At 70.3% G+C, this 15,531-nt stretch carries 17 protein-coding genes; 6 read left to right on the top strand and 11 right to left on the bottom strand.

Annotated elements, in window-relative coordinates; genetic code table 11:
- The first annotated feature begins 10 nt into the window (after positions 1-10).
- A complete protein-coding gene (locus tag HFP15_RS13325; RefSeq protein ID WP_168515213.1) occupies positions 11-1,006 on the top strand; it encodes a TIGR03842 family LLM class F420-dependent oxidoreductase in 996 nt (331 codons plus the stop codon).
- Positions 1,007-1,009: 3 nt separating this feature from the next.
- Here the strand turns inward: HFP15_RS13325 and HFP15_RS43865 are convergent, their stop codons facing one another.
- From HFP15_RS43865 to HFP15_RS13280, 10 genes are all read right to left on the bottom strand, one after another.
- Positions 1,010-1,315 carry an SDR family NAD(P)-dependent oxidoreductase gene (locus tag HFP15_RS43865; protein ID WP_312871573.1) on the bottom strand — a complete coding sequence of 102 codons (306 nt, stop codon included), beginning with the start codon at positions 1,313-1,315 and terminating at the stop codon, positions 1,010-1,012.
- The gene (locus tag HFP15_RS43860) at positions 1,278-1,571 is read right to left on the bottom strand and encodes an SDR family NAD(P)-dependent oxidoreductase (protein ID WP_312871572.1); all 294 of its coding nucleotides are present in this window, start codon (positions 1,569-1,571) and stop codon (positions 1,278-1,280) included. Before HFP15_RS43860 ends, HFP15_RS43865 begins: the two co-directional genes overlap by 38 nt.
- A 29-nt stretch (positions 1,572-1,600) precedes the next feature.
- Positions 1,601-2,824 (bottom strand): serine hydrolase domain-containing protein, encoded by a 1,224-nt coding sequence (locus HFP15_RS13315; RefSeq protein WP_168515211.1) that lies wholly within the window; start codon positions 2,822-2,824, stop codon positions 1,601-1,603.
- A 31-nt stretch (positions 2,825-2,855) separates the two neighbouring features.
- The gene (locus HFP15_RS13310; protein WP_168515581.1) at positions 2,856-3,653 is read right to left on the bottom strand and encodes a siderophore-interacting protein; all 798 of its coding nucleotides are present in this window, start codon (positions 3,651-3,653) and stop codon (positions 2,856-2,858) included.
- An 88-nt stretch (positions 3,654-3,741) separates the two neighbouring features.
- On the bottom strand, positions 3,742-4,821 hold the full coding sequence (locus HFP15_RS13305) for a vWA domain-containing protein (RefSeq protein WP_168515209.1): 1,080 nt from the start codon (positions 4,819-4,821) through the stop codon (positions 3,742-3,744).
- Positions 4,811-5,686 carry an AAA family ATPase gene (locus tag HFP15_RS13300; protein WP_168515207.1) on the bottom strand — a complete coding sequence of 292 codons (876 nt, stop codon included), beginning with the start codon at positions 5,684-5,686 and terminating at the stop codon, positions 4,811-4,813. Before HFP15_RS13300 ends, HFP15_RS13305 begins: the two co-directional genes overlap by 11 nt.
- On the bottom strand, positions 5,679-6,572 hold the full coding sequence (locus tag HFP15_RS13295; RefSeq protein WP_168515205.1) for an XdhC family protein: 894 nt from the start codon (positions 6,570-6,572) through the stop codon (positions 5,679-5,681). Before HFP15_RS13295 ends, HFP15_RS13300 begins: the two co-directional genes overlap by 8 nt.
- Complete coding sequence (locus HFP15_RS13290; RefSeq protein ID WP_168515203.1) at positions 6,572-8,956, bottom strand: aerobic carbon-monoxide dehydrogenase large subunit; 2,385 nt, start codon at positions 8,954-8,956, stop codon at positions 6,572-6,574. The genes HFP15_RS13295 and HFP15_RS13290 overlap by 1 nt, the downstream gene beginning before the upstream one ends.
- Positions 8,953-9,453: a (2Fe-2S)-binding protein gene (locus HFP15_RS13285; RefSeq protein WP_168515202.1), complete on the bottom strand. Its 501-nt coding sequence runs from the start codon at positions 9,451-9,453 to the stop codon at positions 8,953-8,955. Before HFP15_RS13285 ends, HFP15_RS13290 begins: the two co-directional genes overlap by 4 nt.
- Position 9,454: 1 nt before the next feature.
- On the bottom strand, positions 9,455-10,336 hold the full coding sequence (locus HFP15_RS13280) for an FAD binding domain-containing protein (RefSeq protein ID WP_168515200.1): 882 nt from the start codon (positions 10,334-10,336) through the stop codon (positions 9,455-9,457).
- A gap of 99 nt (positions 10,337-10,435) precedes the next feature.
- Here HFP15_RS13280 and HFP15_RS13275 point away from each other — a divergent pair, with 99 nt between their 5' ends.
- On the top strand, positions 10,436-11,371 hold the full coding sequence (locus HFP15_RS13275) for a LysR family transcriptional regulator (RefSeq protein ID WP_168515198.1): 936 nt from the start codon (positions 10,436-10,438) through the stop codon (positions 11,369-11,371).
- Between the two features lie 69 nt (positions 11,372-11,440).
- Here HFP15_RS13275 and hemW read toward each other — a convergent pair whose 3' ends face one another.
- A complete protein-coding gene (gene hemW, locus HFP15_RS13270) occupies positions 11,441-12,589 on the bottom strand; it encodes a radical SAM family heme chaperone HemW (protein ID WP_168515196.1) in 1,149 nt (382 codons plus the stop codon).
- On the opposite strand from hemW, the gene HFP15_RS44140 reads away from it, so the two are divergent.
- The 4 genes from HFP15_RS44140 to HFP15_RS13255 all read left to right on the top strand — a co-directional run bounded on the left by HFP15_RS44140 (position 12,588) and on the right by HFP15_RS13255 (position 15,417).
- Positions 12,588-12,752, top strand: a complete 165-nt coding sequence (locus tag HFP15_RS44140) for a putative leader peptide (RefSeq protein WP_376768869.1) — start codon at positions 12,588-12,590, stop codon at positions 12,750-12,752. The two genes, hemW and HFP15_RS44140, sit on opposite strands and share 2 nt — an antisense overlap.
- Before the next feature lie 120 nt (positions 12,753-12,872).
- Positions 12,873-14,570: a nitrite/sulfite reductase gene (locus tag HFP15_RS13265; protein WP_168515194.1), complete on the top strand. Its 1,698-nt coding sequence runs from the start codon at positions 12,873-12,875 to the stop codon at positions 14,568-14,570.
- The gene (locus HFP15_RS42740) at positions 14,567-14,716 is read left to right on the top strand and encodes an Insertion element protein (RefSeq protein ID WP_168515192.1); all 150 of its coding nucleotides are present in this window, start codon (positions 14,567-14,569) and stop codon (positions 14,714-14,716) included. Before HFP15_RS13265 ends, HFP15_RS42740 begins: the two co-directional genes overlap by 4 nt.
- The gene (locus HFP15_RS13255; protein WP_168515190.1) at positions 14,713-15,417 is read left to right on the top strand and encodes a phosphoadenylyl-sulfate reductase; all 705 of its coding nucleotides are present in this window, start codon (positions 14,713-14,715) and stop codon (positions 15,415-15,417) included. The genes HFP15_RS42740 and HFP15_RS13255 overlap by 4 nt, the downstream gene beginning before the upstream one ends.
- Positions 15,418-15,531: the final 114 nt, after the last annotated feature.

The raw sequence follows: 15,531 nt of genomic DNA, 5'->3' as shown, positions 1-15,531 counted from the left end.
GGCGGCGGTCATGGATTTCGGTGTGGTGCTGCAGACGGATCCGCCGGCCCGGGATGTCGTGCGGTTGATGAAGACCGCGGAGGATCACGGGTTCGGCTACGGCTGGACGTTCGACTCCGTGGTCCTGTGGCAGGAGCCGTTCGTCATCTATTCGCAGGTACTGGCGAGCACCTCGGCGATGACGGTCGGGCCGATGGTGACCAGCCCCGGCACCCGGGACTGGTCGGTGACGGCGTCGTTGTTCGCCACGCTCAACGACATGTTCGGCAACCGCACCGTCTGCGGCATCGGCCGCGGCGACTCGGCGCACCGGGTGATCGGGAAGCCACCGTCCACTTTGGCCACCGTGCGCGAGTCGATGCACGTGATCAAGGAACTCGCCGAGGGCAGGGAGGTCGTCTACGGCGGGAAGCCGGTGCGCATCCCATGGGTGCGCGGCGGCCGGCTGGAGATGTGGATGGCGGGCTACGGCCCGAAGGCGCTGAAGACGGTCGGCGAGCACGCCGACGGGTTCATCCTGCAGTGTGCCGATCCGGCGATCGCGCGGTGGACGATCGGCGCGGTGCAGGAGGCGGCGCGGGCGGCGGGCCGCGATCCGGCGGGCATCACGATCTGCGTCGCCGCGCCCGCCTACGTCGGAGACGATGTGGCGCACCAGCGGGAACAGTTGCGGTGGTTCGGCGGCATGGTGGGCAACCACGTGGCGGATCTCGTCGCGCGCTACGGCGAGACCGGCCCGGTGCCGCGGGAGCTGACCGACTACATCCGCGGCCGCGAGGGCTACGACTACAGCCACCACGGCCGGGCCGGCAATCCGTCCGCGAACTTCGTTCCCGACGAGATCGTGGACAGGTTCTGCCTGGTGGGCCCGGCGAGCGCGCACATCGAGCGCCTGACCGAGCTGGCGGATCTGGGCGTGGACCAGTTCGCGCTGTACCTCATGCACGACGGCCGGGAGAAGACCCTGGCCGCTTACGGTGACATCACGGGGAAGCTGAGCGCCTGACCGTCACCACGGCACGGTGCCGTCGTCGTTGAAGAACCCACCGGTCGGGCCGTCGTCGGGCAGCGTGGCCAGTGCGACGATGACGCGGGCTCCTTCGGCGACCGTGCGGGTGCCCCGGTGCCCGGTCATGTCCGTCGCGGTGTAACCGGGCGTCGCCGAGTTGATCTTGATGTGCGAGTACGCATCGCTCTTGGCGAACGCCTTGGCGTAGTGGACCGTGAGCATGTTCAGCGCCGCCTTCGACGAGGAGTAGGCCATCCGCAGGTCGGCGTCACCACCGAAGTCGGTGCCGGCGCTGGTCAACGACATCGACGCGGTGGTGCTGGAGACGTTCACGACGCGCGGTGCCGGCGACCTCCTCGACGCTGCCGGCGTCGGTCACGTCGAGCCGTACCGGGAGCGGCTCGGTGCCCGCCGCGGCCAGCTCGCGGGCGGCGGCCTCGCCGCGTTCCGGGTCGCGGCTTCCCAGTAGCACCGTGGCTCCGCGCGCGGCGAGCTGCCGCGCGGTTTCCTTGCCCAGTCCCTTGTTCGCGCCCGTCACCAACGCGACAGGGTGGTCCGTCACGGGCTGGACACCTCCTCGTCGTCTACCTGCTAACCCACGAGTGCCTGGTACACCAGGTTCCGCAGCTCCTGCCGGATCGGGTGGGTGCTGCTGGGCAGCAGCTGGGTGAAGAACAGCGCCGTCACGCCGGTCGCCGGATCGACCCAGAACGCCGTCGATGCGGCGCCGCCCCAGGCGTACTCTCCCTTGCTGGACAAGGTCTTCGCCTTCACCGGGTCGGTCAGCACGGAGAAGCCGAGGCCGAAACCGAAGCCGTGGAAAGGCATTTCCGCGAACAGGGGACGGCCGTAGGCCTCCAGGTCCACGTCGCCGGGCAGATGGTTCGCCGTCATGAGGGCCACCGTCCTCGGGCCCAGCAGGCGCACCCCGTCCAGTTCCCCGCCGCGCAGCAGGAACTGCGTGAACCGGTGATAGTCCGCGGCCGTGGACACCAGGCCGCCGCCACCTGACCAGTAGTCCGGACGGCCGCGGCCCACCTTGCCGAACGCCTCGTTGCGCACCGCTCGCCGCGTGCCCGGCTCCGGGATGTAGAGCGCGCCGAGGCGCTCGTCGTCCACGCCGAACGAGGTGTCGGTCATGCCGAGCGGGGTGAAGATGCGCTCACGGAAGAACTCGTCCAGCGACTGGCCCGACACGACCTCCACGAACCGGCCCAGCACGTCCGTGGACACCGAGTAGTTCCATTCGCTGCCCGGCTGGAAGACCAGCGGCAGTTCGGCCCACTTCGCCACGCACCCGGCCAGATCCAGCCCCGGGGGCGCACCCCATTCGAAGCCGGCCGCGCGGTACATCGCGTCCACCGGGTGCGCGTGGTGGAACCCGTAGGTCAGGCCCGAGGTGTGGGAAAGCAGGTGCCACACGCGGATCGGCTCGGTCGCGGGCTCGGTGGCCGGGCGCAGTGCCGAGCCCTTCACGTACACGCGCGGCTCCGCGAACTCCGGCAGCCACCGGGCGATCGGGTCCGTCAGGTCGAACGCGCCTTCCTCGAACAGCATCATCGCCGCGACCGAGGTGACCGGCTTGGTCATCGAGAAGATGCGCCACAGCGTGCCGCTCTCGACGGGCAGCCCGGCCTCGACATCGCGGTGCCCGGCCCGCGAGGAGTGCACGACGTTGCCGTGCCTGCCGACCACGATCTGCCAGCCCGGCAACAGTCCATCGTCGACATACCGGGCGAAATGCCGGTCGATCCGCTCCAGCCTGTTCGCGTCGAACCCGGACTCCGCCGGGTCTGTGTTGACCTTCAACGTCATACCCGCACTCTTGCTCGCGATCGGGCGCGGGTCAACGTTTCTCGGCCGCCTTCTCGACCCGCCACTCCTCGTCGTTCTTGCCCCGGCGCCAGTAGCCGGAGATGGACAGCAGGTCGCGGCGCACGGCGCGCTCGTCGAGCAGGTACCGCCGCAGCTCCCGCACGAACCCGGCCTCACCGTGCACGAACGCCTGCACCGTCCCCGCCGGGAACTCCAGCGCCCGCACCGCGTCGGTCAGGCTCTCCCCCGCCGACCGGTGCACCCACCGGATCCGCGCGTCGGCCTTCGTGTCCAGCCGCTGTTCCTCGGCGGCGTCGGCGACCTCGACGAACACGTGGGCGGGCACGTCCGCGGGCATCGTCTCCAGCGACAGCGCGATGGCGGGCAACGCGGACTCGTCGCCGACCAGCAGGTGCCAGTCCGCCTCCTCGCCCGGCCGGTAGGCGCCGCCGGGGCCGGAGAGCAGCAGCTCGTCGCCCGGTTGCACCCGCCGCGCCCATGGACCGGCGAGCCCCTCGTCGCCATGGTGCACGAAGTCCAGCGTCAGCTCGTGGCCGTCGTAACCCCGCACGGTGTAGCTGCGCATGCGCGGCCACTGATCACGCGGGTATTCCGCGCGGATGGCGGCCATGTCGAACGGCTCGGGATAGCTGACCTCGGGCAGCGGGAACAGCACCTTCACGTAGGCGTCGGTGAAATCGTTGGGCCGGAAATCCGACATCCCGTCGCCACCGGCCACGATCCGGATCATGTGCGGCGTAAGCTGCTGTGTGCGCAGCACCGTGAGCCGCACGGTCGGCCGGCCCTTGCGTTCGGACTTCTCCGCCATCGGCCGCTCCTCCTTCGTCCCGGACACGCTTCGTTATTAGGCTACCCTAATTACTCGCGTTCCCGTCGTGCCCCGGGACGAGGTGTCCCTACCCGATCGCGGCCAGCAGCTCGTCCACGGCGTCCAGCCGGTGTGCGCTGACCACCTCGTCGCAGTACGGCCACGCCGCGGCCATGCCGCCGACGGCGGGCCGGTAGCCGGGTTTGGCGGTGCGCGGATTGACCCAGACGATGCGGTGAGCCAGCAGCGAAAGCCGGGCCATCTGCGCCCGCAGTTCGCCGGTGTCGCCGGTCTCCCAGCCGTCGGAGATGATCACGACGACGGCCCCGCGGGCCATACCACGTGCGCCGTAGGTGTCGAGGAATTCGCGCAGCGAGGCGCCGATGCGGGTGCCGCTGGACCAGTCCGGAGCCTCCTCACCGGCGCGCCGCATGGCCGCGGCCGGGTTCCGCGCCAGCGCGCGGGTGAGCCGGGTCAGCCGCGTGGCGAAGGTGAACACCTCCGCGCGCGCCCCGCCCGCCGCGCACACGAGCAGCTGCAGCATGGCCCTGGCATGCGCCTCCATCGAACCGGAGATATCGCACAGCACGACGAGTTTGCGCGGTTTGTCGCGGGGCGTCCACCGGCTGAGTACCGCGGGTTCGCCGCCGCTGCGCCGCGCACGCCGCAGGGTCTCCCGCAGATCGACGCGGCGGCCGGTGGCCGAGATCCGCTTTCGTCTCGTGCGCCGTCGCGGCGTGGCCAGCTCGAAGCGCCTCATGATTTCCCGTAGCCGCGCCAGTTCTTCCGGTTCGAGGTCGGCGAAGTCCCGTGACATCAGTCGTTCCGCCGGACTGCCCGCCATCGCGGTGCGCAAGTCACGCGAGGGCCGCGAGTCCGACGCGGTGAACGCACCGGCGCTCGCCGTCGCTTGTGGACGATCTCCCCGGAAATCGGCCGGATCGGCGGATTCGAACACCGCCGAGAACACCCGGGTGAGCACGTCGATCTCGTCCGGTGTGGACACCAGCGTGGCCAGCGCGCACCAGTACAGCTCCGGAACCCGCCGCGGCGAGACCACCATGATCGCGCGGGCGAACCGGGCCGACCGGTCCGCACCGACCGCCACGCCCTGGGCACGCAGCGCGGCGCAGAACCGGGCCGACAGCTCGGCCAGATCAGCCGTCACCGGCGACCTCCGCGAGCACGCCCTTCGCGAGGTCCTGGTCCTCCTGATACTTGAGCACGGCGCTCATCGTGTGCCGCAGCGCCGGTTCGTCGAACGCGCGCACGCCCAGCACGTGCAGTGCGGCGGCCCAGTTGATCGCCTCCGCGACCCCCGGCGGCTTGTACAGTTCCATCCCCCGCAGCGTGTGCACCGAACGCGCGACCCGCTCGGCGAGCCAGTCCTCGACGCCGGGCACGCGCAGCCGGATGATCTCCGCGACGCGCTCCACGCCGGGATGCGCGATCCATTGGTACAGACACCGCCGTTTCAGCGCGTCGTGCAGTTCCCGGGTGCGGTTGGAGGTGAGCACCGCGATCGGCGGCAGCACGGCGTGCCGCGTGCCCAGCTCGGGAATCGTCACCGTCGCCTCGGCGAGCAGTTCCAGCAGGAACGCCTCGAACTCGTCGTCGGCACGGTCCACCTCGTCGATGAGCAGCACGGCGGGCCGCGGCCCCGGATGCTCGATCGCGGCCAGCAACGGCCGCGCGAGCAGATAGTCCTCGCTGAACAGGTCCGCTTCGGCCGGCGCCTCGCCGCGCGCCTCGGCGAGCCGGATCCCGAGCAGCTGGCGGGGATAATTCCACTCGTACAAGGCATCCGCCGAGGACAGTCCCTCGTGACACTGCAGGCGGATGAGGCTGGTGTCCAGCGCGCGGGCGAGCGCCTTGGCCGCCTCGGTCTTGCCGACCCCGGGCTCGCCTTCGAGCAGGATCGGCTGGCTCATCCGCACCGCGAGGAACAAGGCGGTCGCCAGCGCATCGTCGGTCAGGTACCCCACCCGCGCCAGCTCCTCGGAAAGCGCTTGCACGGTCTCGATGTCAGGCATCGGGCAGGTACCGCTCTGGATGGTCCGCGAAGGCCTGCCGGCAACCCGGCCCGCAGAAGTAGTACCGCTCGCCCGCGTAGGGCAGCTGCGCCGACTCCGTGGTGACCGCCACCGCCATCCCGCACACCGGATCCGCCGCCTCCAAGGGCTGCGCCGGCTCCGGCGCGAGGGGCGGCGCCGGTGCTGCCGTACGCGGGCGGGTGGCGATGAACTCCGCGTACACCGAGACCGCGATCTCCGCCGGGGTGCGGGCGCCGATGTCCAGGCCCGCCGGGGTGTGCACGCGAGCGGGATCGATGTCCAGCGAGTCGAGCACCAGCGCGCCACGGCGGCGGCTCGCGATCAGCGCGATGTAGCCGACGTCGGCGGACACCGCGGCACGCAGTTGGTTCTCCTCGTCGCGCCCGTGCGAGGCGATGATCACCGCCTCGGCGTCCTCCGGGATCACGCCCGAGGTGCGGACGTCGTAGCCGAGCGCGCGGCCGACCGTGACGAGCGCGCGTGCCACCGGCGCGTCGCCGACGACCACGACGAGCGCCGGTGGCAGCTGCGGCTCGAGAAAGATCTCCAATGTCCCGCCGGACAGACACGGATTGCCGACCGTGACCACGCCCTCCTCCACTTTCTCCACCAGCGCGGCCTCCGGGGTGATCCGCAGCAGGGTCGACCGTCCGGTGGTCAGCAGCCGGATTCCCTGCAGCCGCACGGTGGATTCCGCGCAGCCGCCGCCGACGAAGCCCTCGATGGTGCCGTCGGGCAGCACCAGCGCGCAGTCGCCGGGCTTGGCGCTGGTGGGCCGTTGCACCCGGACGACGGTGGCGAAGACGAAGGGGCTTCGCCGCGCTCGCAGCGAATCCGCCTGCGCGAGCAGTTCCGCCGTGGCCATCACGTGACCGCCAGGTCCGGCCGAAGTGGATTCCCCTGGATCGCCCGCCACACCGCGGCGGGCGTGAGCGGCATGTCCGCGTGCCGGACACCGAAGGGTTTGAGCGCGTCCAGCACGGCGTTGACCACGGCCGCCGGCGAGCCCACGGTGGCCGACTCGCCGACTCCCTTGGCGCCGATCGGGTGGTGCGGCGAGGGCGTGACGGTCTCGCCGAGCCGCCACGACGGGCACTCCATCGACGTGGGCACCAGGTAGTCCATGAAGGAACCGCCCAGGTGGTTGCCGTCCGGGTCGAAGGCCATCACCTGCATCAGCGCCATCCCGATCCCGTCGGCGAGCCCGCCGTGCACCTGGCCCTCGACGATCATCGGGTTGATCCGCACGCCGCAGTCGTCCACGGCCACGAAGTCACGCACCTTGACCTGACCGGTGCCGGGGTCGACGTCGACCACACAGATGTAGGCGCCGAACGGGTAGGTCAGGTTGGGCGGGTTGTACACACAGGACGCGTCCAGATGACCCTCGACGCCTTCGGGCAGTTCCAGGCTCGAATGCGCCGCCATCGCGATGTCCTGAATGGACTTCCCGGCCTCCCGGTCACCCTTGACGAACCAGCGGCCCTTCTCCCATTCCAGGTCGTCCGGGCTGACCTCGAGCATCGCGGACGCGACGAGCCGCGCCCGCTCACGCACCCGGCGCGCCACCACCGCCGTCGCCGCACCCGACACCGGCGTGGAGCGCGAACCGTAGGTGCCCAGCCCGAACGGGGTCTGGTCGGTGTCGCCGTGCACCACGTCGATGTCGTCCGGCGAGATGCCCAGTTCCTCGGCCACGATCTGCGCGAACGTGGTCTCGTGCCCCTGCCCCTGGCTCTGGCAGGACAGCCGCAGCACCGCCTTGCCGGTCGGGTGCACACGCAACTCGGCACCATCGGCCATGCCCAGCCCGAGGATGTCCATGTGCTTGCGCGGCCCGGCGCCGACCGCCTCGGTGAAGAACGAGACGCCGATGCCCATCGACGTCGGGTCGCCGGCCTCGCGCCGCCGCGCCTGTTCGGCGCGCAACTCGTCGTAGCCTGCCAGCTCGAGCGCCTTGCTCAGCGCCCGAGGGTAGTCACCCGAGTCGTACTCCCAGCCGGTCTTGCTGACATACGGGAACTGTTCGGGCCGCAGCAGGTTGCGCATCCGCAGCTCCGCCGGGTCCAGCCCGAGGTCGAGCGCCAGCAGATCGACCAGCCGCTCGATCAGATAGACCGCCTCGGTGATCCGGAACGAACACGCGTAGGCCACGCCGCCGGGCGCCTTGTTCGTGTAGACACCGGTGACGGCACAGTGCGCGGCCTCGATGTCGTAGGAACCGGTGAACACGCTGAAGAACCCGGCGGGGAACTTCGTCGGCTGGGCGGTGCCGTTGAACGCACCGTGGTCGGCGAGCACGTTGACCCGCACCCCGAGAATGCGCCCGTCCTTTGTGGACGCGATCTCGCCGTGCATGTGGTAGTCACGGGCGAAGGACGTGCTCATCAGGTTCTCCGAGCGGTCCTCCATCCACTTGACCGGTTTCCCGGTCACGATCGAGCCGACCACCGCGCACACGTAACCCGGGTAGATGCCGACCTTGTTGCCGAACCCGCCGCCGATGTCGGGCGACACGACACGGATCTTGTGCTCGGGCAGGCCCGCGACCAGGGCGTAGATGGTGCGATGCGCGTGCGGCGCCTGCGTGGTCGTGTAGACGGTGAGCTTGCCGGTGATCGCGTCCATGTCCGCGATCGCGCCGCAGGTCTCCATCGGTGCCGGGTGCACGCGCGGGTAGAGCATGTCCTGTTCCACCACCACCTCGGCGCGCGCGAACACCTCGTCCGTGCGCGCCCGGTCACCTGCCTCCCAGTCGAAGATGTGGTTGTCGGTACGGCCTTCCACATCGTCCCGGATCACCGGTGCGTCCTCGTCGAGCGCGCGGCGGGCATCGACCACCGGAGGCAGCGCCTCGTAGTCGACGTCGATCAGTTCCAGCGCGTCGCGTGCCGAGTAGCGGTCCTCGGCGACGACGAACGCGACCTCCTGGCCCTGGAACCGGACCTTGTCGGTGGCCAGCACCGCCTGCACGTCGTGCGACAGCGTCGGCATCCACGCCAGGTCAAGGCTTTCCAGCGTCTGGCCGGTGATCACGGCACGCACTTTGGGATGCGCCTCGGCCGCGCTGGTGTCGATCGAGAGGATCCGCGCGTGCGCGAACGGGCTGCGCAGCACCGCGCCGTGCAGCATGCCGGGCAGCGTGATGTCGTCGACGTAGTTGCCGTGACCGCGGACGAACCGGGCGTCCTCCTTGCGGTGCATCCGGCCGTAGCCCATCGGGCTCACGTGCTCCTCGGTCGCGGTCATGCCCGCACCTCCTCGGTCGCCGGTTCGGCGGCGCGGCCGGCCTCCCGCGCCGCGGCCCAGCGCACCGAACGCACGATGTTCTCGTAGCCGGTGCACCGGCACAGCTGACCGGAGATGGCCTCGCGGATGTCCTCTTCGGACGGATCCGGGTTGTGGTCGAGCAGCCACCGGGCGGTCATCATCATGCCCGGGGTGCAGAATCCACATTGGAGCCCGTGACATTCGGCGAACCCTTGCTGCACCGGATCCAGGCCCACCCCGTCGGCCAGTCCCTCCACGGTGCGCACCCGGTGCCCGTCGGCCATCACGGCGAGCACCGTGCAGGTCTTGACGGGCACGTCGTCCAGCCACGCCACGCAGGTGCCGCAGTTGGAGGTGTCGCAACCCCAGTGCGTGCCGGTGAGCCGCAGCTCGTCGCGCAGGAAATGCACCAGCAGCAGGCGCGGTTCGACGTCGCGCTGGTAGAGCTGCCCGTTGACGGTGACGCTGATTTCCATGTCAGTTTCCCCCGTTCCGCCGGCCGTGCCAGCGTGTGCGAGCCCGTTGCAGAGCGCGGACGGTGAGCGTCGCGGCGAGGTGGCGCTTGTAGTCCACCGGGCCGCGCTGGTCGGCGATCGGCGCGCAGTGCTCGGCGGCGATGTCGCCCGCCCGTTCGAACCGCTCGTCGGTGGCCGGCCCGCCGGCGAGGAACTCCTCGGCTTCCGGCGCGTAAAAGTTCCTGGCCCCCAGCGCGGTCAGGCCGATGCCCGCCTCGGCGACGGTGTCACCCTCCAGCCGGAGCACGGCGGCCGCGGCCCCGACCGCCCAGTCCCCGGCGCGGCGTTCGACCTTCTCGTAGGCCGAGGCCGACGAGCGGATCGGCACACGCACCATGATGAGCATTTCGTCATCGGCCACCGCCGTCTGATACGGACCGGTGAAGAATTCCCGGATCGGGACGACACGTTGTCCTTGCCTGCCCTGGACAACCGCTTCCGCGCGCACCGCGGCGAACGAGCCGGAAAGGTCCTCGGAGGGATCGGCCTGGCACAGGGAACCGCCCACGGTGCCCCGGTTGCGCACGATCGGATCGGCGATCATCCGCTCCGCATCGTGGAAAAGCGGGAAATGCTCGCCGACGACCGCGGAGGCGAGCAGATCCGCGTGACGCGCCATCGCGCCGATGCACAACATGCCCTCCTCGACACTGATCCGCGCCAGTTCTGCGACGTCGTTGATGTCGATGAGGGCCAGCGGTTGCGCCAGCCGGAGCTTCATCATCGGGATCAGGCTGTGTCCCCCGGCCACGATGCGGCTTTCTGGCCCGTACTTGGCCAGCAGGCTCAGCGCGTGCTCCACGCTGGCGGCCTTCTCGTATTCGAATTGTGCGGGAACCTGCATCTGGCACACGATCGCGCGGTCCGCGCATTACGACAACGGGCGGATAAGGGTTCGCTTAAGGCGGCTGTTCACCTGCCCTGGCGCAACTAAGCTTCGCGCATGACCCTCGGTCAGCTGAGTGCTTTCGTGCTCGTGGCGCGCCTCGGCTCGGTGACGGACGCGGCGCGCACGCTCGGCGTGAGCGAGCCGGCGGTGTCGCAGGCGCTCGCGGCGTTGCGAGCGCACCATGGCGACAAACTGATCGTGCGCACCGCGAGCGGGATGACGCTGACCCCCGGCGGCAGCAGGCTGTTGCCGATCGCTTCGCAGATGGTGGCGCTGGGCGCGGACGCCGACGCCGCGGTCCGCGAGGCCAGGGGCATGGCGGAACGGTTGCAGGTCGCGGTGACCAGCACGCTGGCCGAGTTCGTCGCCGGCCCGCTGCTGGAGGCGTTCGTGGCGCGGTCCGGTAAGTCGGTGGAGGCGGCGGCGGGAGTCGCGCTGACCGCGGAGCTGCCGGTGCTGGTGAGCAACCGGCTGGCCGAAGCCGCGCTCGGCCCTCGGCTCGACGGTGGCCTGGAGAGCACGCCGATCTTCCGGTGCAACCTGATCGCGGTCTGCGCGCCACGCTCGCCCCATCGCGGCAGCCCGGCGTCGTGGCCGTGGCTCGTCGGCCCGTCCGGCGCGGATCCCGGCAGCGACACCGCGCAGGTGCTCCAGCGTCTCGGCGTGGCCGACCCGGCGATCCGGGTGTTCCCGAACCAGACGGCGGCGTGGTCGGCCGCGGCGAGCGGCAGCGGGGTGTCGATCGCGATCGAGCATCTGGTGGCGCCGCAGTTGCGCCGGAAGGAACTCGTGGTGGTGCCGACGGCCGCGACCCCGGCGACGGTGTGCTGGCACCTGACGACCCTGCCGAGGGACCGGCTTTCCACGGCGGCGGCCTCGCTGCGGCATTTCCTCGGCACCACGGCCGCGATGCAGGTGATGCGCTCCCCCGGCGCCGGCGTGCCGCCGTCCCGGTTCCGGCCGCCGGTGTACGTGACGATCTGGAGCTGACCGTGTTCGTTCTCGGGGACGGCCCGCTGACGGTGGGCCCCACACCCGGCGCGGAAGGTTGCTGACGGTTCAGGCGGCCAGGCGGCGCACCACGGCGTCGGCCAGCAGGCGCCCCCGGTCGGTCAGCACGGCGCGGCCGGCGCGCAGCGCTTCCGGATCCAGCAGCCCCTCCCCGGCCACCACGGGCGCCTCCGCGGCACCCGCCGCGTCGAGCACGTCCACCGGCAGGCCCTCGGCAAGGCGCAGTTCGAGCATGATCCGTTCCAGATGTATGTCCTCGGGCGTGAGCACCTCGCGGTCGGCCTCCGGCGACTCGCCCTCGGCCAGCAGCGACGCGTACTTCGCCGGGTGCTTCACGTTCCACCAGCGCACCCCGCCGACGTGCGAATGCGCGCCCGGACCCGCGCCCCACCAGTCCCCGCCACGCCAGTAACCGAGGTTGTGCCGGCACCGGGCCTGCGGCGAAGCGGCCCAGTTCGACACCTCGTACCAGGTCAGCCCGGCCTTGGCGAGATAGGCGTCGATCAGCTCGTAGTACTCGGCCAGCACGTCCTCGTCCGGCGCGGGCAGCTCACCCCGCCGCACCCGCCGCGCCAGCGCGGTCCCGTCCTCCACGATCAGCGAGTACGCCGACACGTGGTCGACCCCGGCTTCCAGCACCGACTCCAATGACGCGCGCAGGTCCTCGGGCCGCTCCCCCGGCGTCCCGTAGATCAGGTCGAGGTTCACGTGCTCGAACCCGGCCTCGCGGGCCTCCCGCGCGGCCGCGACGGGACGGCCCGGCGTGTGCGTGCGGTCGAGTACCCGCAGCACATGCCGCGCCGCGGACTGCATCCCCAGCGAGACCCGGGTGTATCCGGCCGCCCGGATGCCGTCGAAGAACGCGGGCGAGGTGGACTCCGGGTTCGACTCGGTGGTCACCTCGGCGCCGTCGGCGAGACCGAAGCTGCCGCGGACCGCGTCGAGCACCTCGGCCAGGCCGTCGGCCCCCAGCAGTGAGGGCGTGCCGCCCCCGACGAAAACCGTCTCGGCCGGGCGCGCACCGACGCGCCGCACGCCCATCTCCAGCTCCCGTTTCAGGGCGTCCAGCCATGACCGGGATGAGGCCGCCGAACCGAGCTCCCCGGCTGTGTAGGTATTGAAATCGCAGTAGCCGCACCGCGTGGCGCAGAAGGGCACATGCACGTAGACGCCGAACACGACTCCAGTGTCCCTCATGTGCCCACGCGTGATCCTCGTCCCACGATCCGGACGTGGCTGGACCAAGATCTGGGCTGATGGCAGGCTGAGCATCGTGACTTCTGCCGGTGTCCTCCTCGTGGCGCGCCGCCACGTCGATCTCCGGCGTGTCGCCAGCGCGCTCTGCCGCGCGTCCTACTGACGCCGCCACCACGATCACCAGCGGGCGCCGGACGCGCGAAGAACTTGTCACCCCCTACCACCTTTGTGTCCAGGGGAGGAATGTGCGCCGTCGCCCTCCGACCAGTCCGGAGGACACCTCATGGCCTCGCCGACGCGCGACACCCCGACCGCCCGCGCTCCGCGCGCCAAGCAACGGCGTGGTGAGGGCCAGTGGGCGCTGGGTTACCGCGAGCCGCTCAACCCGAACGAACGCTCGAAAAAGGACGACCACCCGCTCAACGTCCGCTCGCGTATCGAGAACATCTACGCCGACGGCGGCTTCGACTCGATCGACCCGGGCGACCTGCGGGGGCGGTTTCGCTGGTACGGCCTCTACACCCAGCGCAAGCCCGGTATCGACGGCGGCCGCACGGCGACGCTGGAGCCGGAGGAGCTGGACGACGAGTACTTCATGCTGCGCGTGCGCATCGACGGCGGTGACCTCACCACCGAGCAGCTCGCCCTCATCGGCGAGATCTCCCAGACCTACGCGCGCGACACCGCCGACATCACCGACCGGCAGAACGTCCAGTACCACTGGATCCGGATCGAGGACATGCCCACGATCTGGGAGAAGCTGGAAGGCGCCGGGCTGACCACGATGACCGCGTGCGGCGACAGCCCGCGTGTCATCCTCGGCTCGCCGCTGGCCGGTATCGCCGAGGACGAGGTCATCGACGGCACCCCGGCGATCGAGGACATCAAGCGCAACTACCTCGGCAAGCCCGAGTACGCGAACCTGCCGCGCAAGTTCAAGACCGCCGTGTCCGGCCTGCAGGACGTCGCGCACGAGATCCACGACGTCGCGTTCGTCGGCGTGCACCACCCCGAGCACGGTCCCGGTTTCGACGTGCAGGTCGGCGGCGGGCTGTCCACCAACCCGATGCTCGCCCAGCGCCTCGGCGCCTGGGTGCCGCGCGAGGAGGTGCACGAGGTGTGGGCCGGTGTCGTCGGTGTCTTCCGCGACTACGGCTACCGGCGGCTGCGCTCCCGCGCGCGCATCAAGTTCCTCGTCAAGGACTGGGGCGCCGAGAAATTCCGGGAAATTCTCGAGTCGAAATACCTCAAGCGCACACTGATCGACGGCCCCGCGCCCGAGGCACCGCAGGTGCAGCGCGACCACGTCGGCGTGCACAAGCAGAAGGACGGCAACTTCTACGTCGGCGCGGCCCCGGTCGCGGGCCGGGTCTCCGGCTCGACACTGATCGCGGTCGCCAAGGCCGCCGAGCGCGCCGGTTCCGGCCGCGTGCGGCTCACCCCGCTGCAGAAGCTCGTCGTGCTGGACGTGCCCGAGTCCGAGGTGCCTGCCCTGCAGGCCGAGCTGGCCGATCTGGGCCTGCCGACCGAGCCGACCCCGTGGCGGCGCGGCGTCATGGCCTGCACCGGCATCGAGTTCTGCAAGCTCGCGATCGTCGAAACCAAGGTCCGCGCCCGCGAACTGGTCGCACAGCTCGAAGAGCGCCTCGCCGACATTCAGTCCGACGTGGACAACCCGGTGACCGTGCACATCAACGGCTGCCCCAACTCATGTGCCCGCATCCAGACCGCGGACATCGGCCTCAAGGGACAGATCGTCACCGACGACGACGGCAACCAGGTCGAGGGCTTCCAGGTGCACCTGGGTGGCGGCCTCGGCCTCGACGCCGGGTTCGGCCGGAAACTGCGTGGCCACAAGGTCACCGGCGACGAGCTGATCGGCTACGTGGAGCGCGTGGTGCGCAATTACCACGGCCGGCGCACCGAGGGCGAGCGCTTCGCGCAGTGGGTGGCGCGCGCCGAGGAAAGCGATCTGCGATGACCGAGCGGGCCACGCCGTTCTACTGCCCGTTCTGTGGTGACGAAGATCTGCGCCCGGAACAGGAGCACGCGTGGCTGTGTTCTTCGTGTCGTCGAGTCTTCACTGTGAAATTCCTGGGAATCCAGCTACCCGAGGGAGCGAAATGACCACGGTCACCGGCAAGGAAGAGCTGAAAGCACTGGCGGAGAAGGCTTCCGAGGAGCTGGCCGACGCCGGCGCGATCGAAGCACTGGAATGGGCCGTGGGAACTTTCGGTGACGATCTGATCGTTGCCTCCAACATGCAGGACGCCGTGCTCGTGGATCTGGCCACCAAGGTAAAGTCCGATGTGGACGTGTTGTTCCTGGAGACCGGCTACCACTTCGCCGAGACGATCGGCACGCGCGACGCGGTCGCGACGGTGTACCCGGACATCCGGATCGTCAACGCGCAGGCCGAGCAGACCGTCGCCCAGCAGGACGCCGAGTACGGCCCGAAACTGCACGAGCGCGACCCGAACCGGTGTTGTCAGCTGCGCAAGGTGATCCCGCTGCGCACGACGCTGTCGAACTACTCGGCGTGGGTCACCGGCGTGCGCCGCGTGGACGCCCCGACGCGGGCGAACACCCCGATCGTCACCTGGGACGAGCGCAACGGCCTCGTCAAGATCAACCCGATCGCGCCGTGGACCGACGAGGAGTTCCGCGCCTACATCACCGAGCACGGGATCCTCGAGAATCCGCTGGTGTCCGAGGGCTACCTGTCCATCGGCTGCGCCCCCTGCACCGCGAAGGTCGCCCCCGGGGCGGATCCCCGCAGCGGCCGCTGGGCCGGGCAGTCCAAGACCGAGTGCGGCCTGCACGGCTGAGGGGAGATAGACAGTGGACGGCCTGCGAAGCGGTGCGGGTGGCGGAACCTCAGGCGGCCCGTCGCTCCGGGATCGCCTCCTCATGAATCCCAATTCACCACGTCGGCGCTGTCC

It is taken from the genome of Amycolatopsis acididurans, from assembly GCF_012328925.1.
GTDB classification, from domain to species: Bacteria; Actinomycetota; Actinomycetes; order Mycobacteriales; family Pseudonocardiaceae; genus Amycolatopsis_E; species Amycolatopsis_E acididurans.
Note: the sequence above shows the minus strand (reverse complement) of the source record. Positions and strands in the feature narration are given on the sequence as shown.

Bases quoted from the DNA above. Each gene is read 5' to 3' on its own strand.
- HFP15_RS13325 (WP_168515213.1), top strand. From the start codon at position 11: ATGGATTTCGGTGTGGTGCTGCAGACGGATCCGCCGGCCCGGGATGTC.
- HFP15_RS43865 (WP_312871573.1), bottom strand. From the start codon at position 1,315: ATGTCGTTGACCAGCGCCGGCACCGACTTCGGTGGTGACGCCGACCTG.
- HFP15_RS13315 (WP_168515211.1), bottom strand. From the start codon at position 2,824: ATGACGTTGAAGGTCAACACAGACCCGGCGGAGTCCGGGTTCGACGCG.
- HFP15_RS13310 (WP_168515581.1), bottom strand. From the start codon at position 3,653: ATGGCGGAGAAGTCCGAACGCAAGGGCCGGCCGACCGTGCGGCTCACG.
- HFP15_RS13300 (WP_168515207.1), bottom strand. From the start codon at position 5,686: ATGCCTGACATCGAGACCGTGCAAGCGCTTTCCGAGGAGCTGGCGCGG.
- HFP15_RS13295 (WP_168515205.1), bottom strand. From the start codon at position 6,572: ATGGCCACGGCGGAACTGCTCGCGCAGGCGGATTCGCTGCGAGCGCGG.
- HFP15_RS13290 (WP_168515203.1), bottom strand. From the start codon at position 8,956: ATGACCGCGACCGAGGAGCACGTGAGCCCGATGGGCTACGGCCGGATG.
- HFP15_RS13285 (WP_168515202.1), bottom strand. From the start codon at position 9,453: ATGGAAATCAGCGTCACCGTCAACGGGCAGCTCTACCAGCGCGACGTC.
- HFP15_RS13280 (WP_168515200.1), bottom strand. From the start codon at position 10,336: ATGCAGGTTCCCGCACAATTCGAATACGAGAAGGCCGCCAGCGTGGAG.
- HFP15_RS13275 (WP_168515198.1), top strand. From the start codon at position 10,436: ATGACCCTCGGTCAGCTGAGTGCTTTCGTGCTCGTGGCGCGCCTCGGC.
- HFP15_RS44140 (WP_376768869.1), top strand. From the start codon at position 12,588: ATGTGCCCACGCGTGATCCTCGTCCCACGATCCGGACGTGGCTGGACC.
- hemW (WP_168515196.1), bottom strand. From the start codon at position 12,589: ATGAGGGACACTGGAGTCGTGTTCGGCGTCTACGTGCATGTGCCCTTC.
- HFP15_RS13265 (WP_168515194.1), top strand. From the start codon at position 12,873: ATGGCCTCGCCGACGCGCGACACCCCGACCGCCCGCGCTCCGCGCGCC.
- HFP15_RS42740 (WP_168515192.1), top strand. From the start codon at position 14,567: ATGACCGAGCGGGCCACGCCGTTCTACTGCCCGTTCTGTGGTGACGAA.
- HFP15_RS13255 (WP_168515190.1), top strand. From the start codon at position 14,713: ATGACCACGGTCACCGGCAAGGAAGAGCTGAAAGCACTGGCGGAGAAG.